We start from the raw sequence: 2,664 nt of genomic DNA, 5'->3' as shown, positions 1-2,664 counted from the left end.
TTGACGCTGGTGGCGGGAATTCATGTGTTGGAACGCTGGGTACGGACTCGAAGGGGGGCCATGGCATGAAGGTGATCTCACACAGACGGGGCTGGGGGATAGTTGCGTTGCTGGCGGCACTGCTGGCTGCGGCCGGCTGCGCATCGTCAGCGGGTTCCACAGCCGGAGGCAGCACTCTCGATCACGTCAAGGAACAAGGCGTGCTGAAAGCCGGCATCCGGTCGGACAACCCACCACACAGCTCGATCGACGCGAGCGGACAGCACGTCGGGTTCGACGTCGACATCGCCAACGCGGTCGCCAAGAGCCTCGGCGTCCGATTAGAGATCGTCAAAGTCGATGAGCTCACCAGGATCAGCTTCCTGGAGAAGGGCACCATCGACATCGCGGTGGCCAGCATGAGCAAGACCCGCAAACGTGCCGAGAAGATCGACTTCAGCCAGACCTACTTCCGGTCCTTCCAGACGTTCCTCGTCCGCAAGGACACCGTGCGCTCACTCGAGGACCTGGTCGGCAAGCCCGTCGCCATGGACCGCGGCAGCAGCGCGATCGGCAACTGGAAGGCCTGGCTGAACGGAAAAGGGCACAGCGGGGAACCGAAGATCGAGGAGTTCAGCGACAAGCGGGCCGCGGCCGAGTCGGTGCGGCAGGGCAACCTCGCCGGCTACGCCGAGGACTATGAGATCCTCGCCGGCTTCGCCAAGAACGACCCCGGCCTGGTCGTGCTCGACCAGCCCATCGGCGTGAAACTCGACGGCATCGGCATCCGCCGCGGCGACTCCCAGATGCGCGTGGCGGTCGACCTCGCGTTGCAGGACCTGTCCGCCAGCGGTGAGTGGCGAAAGATCTACGACCGGTGGTTCGGGCCGTCGTCGAACACGCCGGTACCGGTTCAGGGTGAGCTGGAGGTGTGGCCCCGTGGCTGATCCGTCCATCGCCCTGGAAGACGTCGAGGTTCGGGTCAAGGACTGCTGCATCCTCGACGACGTCAGCCTCACCAGCGGTACGTGCGAGTGGACGTTGCTGGTCGGCCCGAGCGGCTGCGGCAAGTCCACGATCCTGCGCACCATCAACGGCCTGTGCCCGCCGAACAAGGGACGGGTGCTCAACCTCGGCACGTGGCTGCCCGGCCGCAGCCGTCACGAGGCGCGCCAGGCGTGGCGATCGACGGGCACTGTGCTGCAGGAGGTCGCACTGTTCGAGACGCGCACGGTGCTGACGAACGTCGAACTCGGCTGCCGGGCGGCCGGCATGCCCCGCGACAAAGCACGTGCCGAGGCGCTGTCCTGGCTCGATCGGCTCGGACTCGTCGACCGTGCGGCGGACCATCCCGCGTCGCTGTCCGGGGGCCAGCGTCAGCGGGTGGCGCTTGCCCGAGCTCTCGCACCACGTCCGCGGCTGCTGCTGCTCGACGAACCGACCTCCGCGCTCGATCACGCGACCGCCCAGGTGGTGCTCGACGGCATCAGCGAGCTCGTCGAGGGTGGAACGTGCGTGGTGATGTCCAGTCACCGTCCGGAGGAGGTCGGCATGCGCTGCACCCGCTGCATCGTGCTGGACAACGGCCGTGTCGTCGAAGTGACCTCCGGTGTCAGCCCTCAACCCAGGTGAGGTTCCTCAATGGTCAACATTCCGGAAATTGCGCGCGAGGACGTGGCCAGCGGTGTGCGCGACGGCACGGTTGTGCTCGTCGAGGCGCTCCCGGAAGAGGTATTCGCGACGGGGCACCTGCCGGGGGCGTTGAACATTCGGCCTCGGCGCACGGAAGAACTCGCACCCGTTCTGCTTCCTGATCAAGATGCCCGCGTTGTCGTCTACTGCGGCAGCGACACCTGCGATGCTTCCTTGCGCGTCGCGCAACGTCTGAAGGCAATTGGCTACGGCGACGTGCACCGCTATGTCGGAGGCAAACAGGATTGGAGCGCGGCCGGCCTTCCGATCGAAGGGGGTGACACGACCTCGGCGGCCCTATAGTCGAGGTTGTGAGCGCCTCCGCAGGATTGTCACCCGCAGCGACCCGCGACACGCAGGACCTGGCGAAGGTCTTGCGTGTCGTCGCCGATCCCGTGCGTCTGCAGTTGATCGCGCTGCTCGCTGACGCGCCTGATCAGGAGGCGTGCGTCTGTGACCTCGTCGAGGGCACGGGGTTGACCCAGCCGACGATCAGCCACCACCTGAAGAAGATCCACGAGGTGGGTCTGCTGGACCGCGAACGACGCGGCGTGTGGGTGTACTACCGCCTGCGTGACGGGGCGATGGACGCCGTTGCGCAGCAGTTCAGCGCGCTCGGCCGCCCAGGCGTCTGATTTCCCCGAGATCCAGCGCTTCAAGACATTGACAGCCGTCGATGTCTCAGTAAGACTCGATTCACCTCGCGTGGGGAGCGACTGAAGGGGAATCGTTGTGCGTGTCGTCATCGAGCTGCTGTTATACGCGTTTGACCGACTCGTCGGGCTGATTCCCTGGTTCATGTTCGCAGTCGTCTTCAGCGTGCTGCTTCAGCACATGAGGGTCGACGTCCTCGTTGGTAGATCATTTCGTAAACGCACGGCCGTAGCCATCGTTCTCAGTACGGCCGTTGGTGCATTCAGCCCATTGTGCTCATGCACCGTGATCCCGTTGATTCGCGGTTTTCTCGCTGCCGGTGTGCCGGTCTCGGTGGCG

The 2,664-nt window shown here is 65.2% G+C and carries 5 protein-coding genes; all 5 read left to right on the top strand.

Annotated features, from left to right (window positions below; genetic code table 11):
• Window positions 1-200 precede the first annotated feature (200 nt).
• Window positions 201-926 carry a transporter substrate-binding domain-containing protein gene (locus SK854_RS48075; RefSeq protein ID WP_319981888.1) on the top strand — a complete coding sequence of 242 codons (726 nt, stop codon included), beginning with the start codon at window positions 201-203 and terminating at the stop codon, window positions 924-926.
• A complete protein-coding gene (locus tag SK854_RS48070; RefSeq protein ID WP_319981887.1) occupies window positions 919-1,611 on the top strand; it encodes an ATP-binding cassette domain-containing protein in 693 nt (230 codons plus the stop codon). The genes SK854_RS48075 and SK854_RS48070 overlap by 8 nt, the downstream gene beginning before the upstream one ends.
• 9 nt (window positions 1,612-1,620) lie before the next feature.
• Window positions 1,621-1,974, top strand: coding sequence for a rhodanese-like domain-containing protein (locus tag SK854_RS48065; RefSeq protein WP_319981886.1), 354 nt, complete (start codon window positions 1,621-1,623; stop codon window positions 1,972-1,974).
• A gap of 8 nt (window positions 1,975-1,982) precedes the next feature.
• Window positions 1,983-2,306 carry an ArsR/SmtB family transcription factor gene (locus SK854_RS48060; protein WP_319981885.1) on the top strand — a complete coding sequence of 108 codons (324 nt, stop codon included), beginning with the start codon at window positions 1,983-1,985 and terminating at the stop codon, window positions 2,304-2,306.
• 97 nt (window positions 2,307-2,403) lie between these two features.
• A partial coding sequence (locus SK854_RS48055; protein ID WP_319981884.1) for a permease occupies window positions 2,404-2,664 on the top strand: 261 nt, incomplete at its 3' end.

Source organism: Lentzea sokolovensis (genome assembly GCF_033949975.1).
Lineage (GTDB): Bacteria > Actinomycetota > Actinomycetes > Mycobacteriales > Pseudonocardiaceae > Lentzea > Lentzea sokolovensis.
This window is presented reverse-complemented; position numbering and strand designations above follow the sequence as displayed.

Coding starts and splice junctions, on each gene's coding strand:
- SK854_RS48065 (WP_319981886.1), top strand. CDS start 1,621: ATGGTCAACATTCCGGAAATTGCGCGCGAGGACGTGGCCAGCGGTGTG.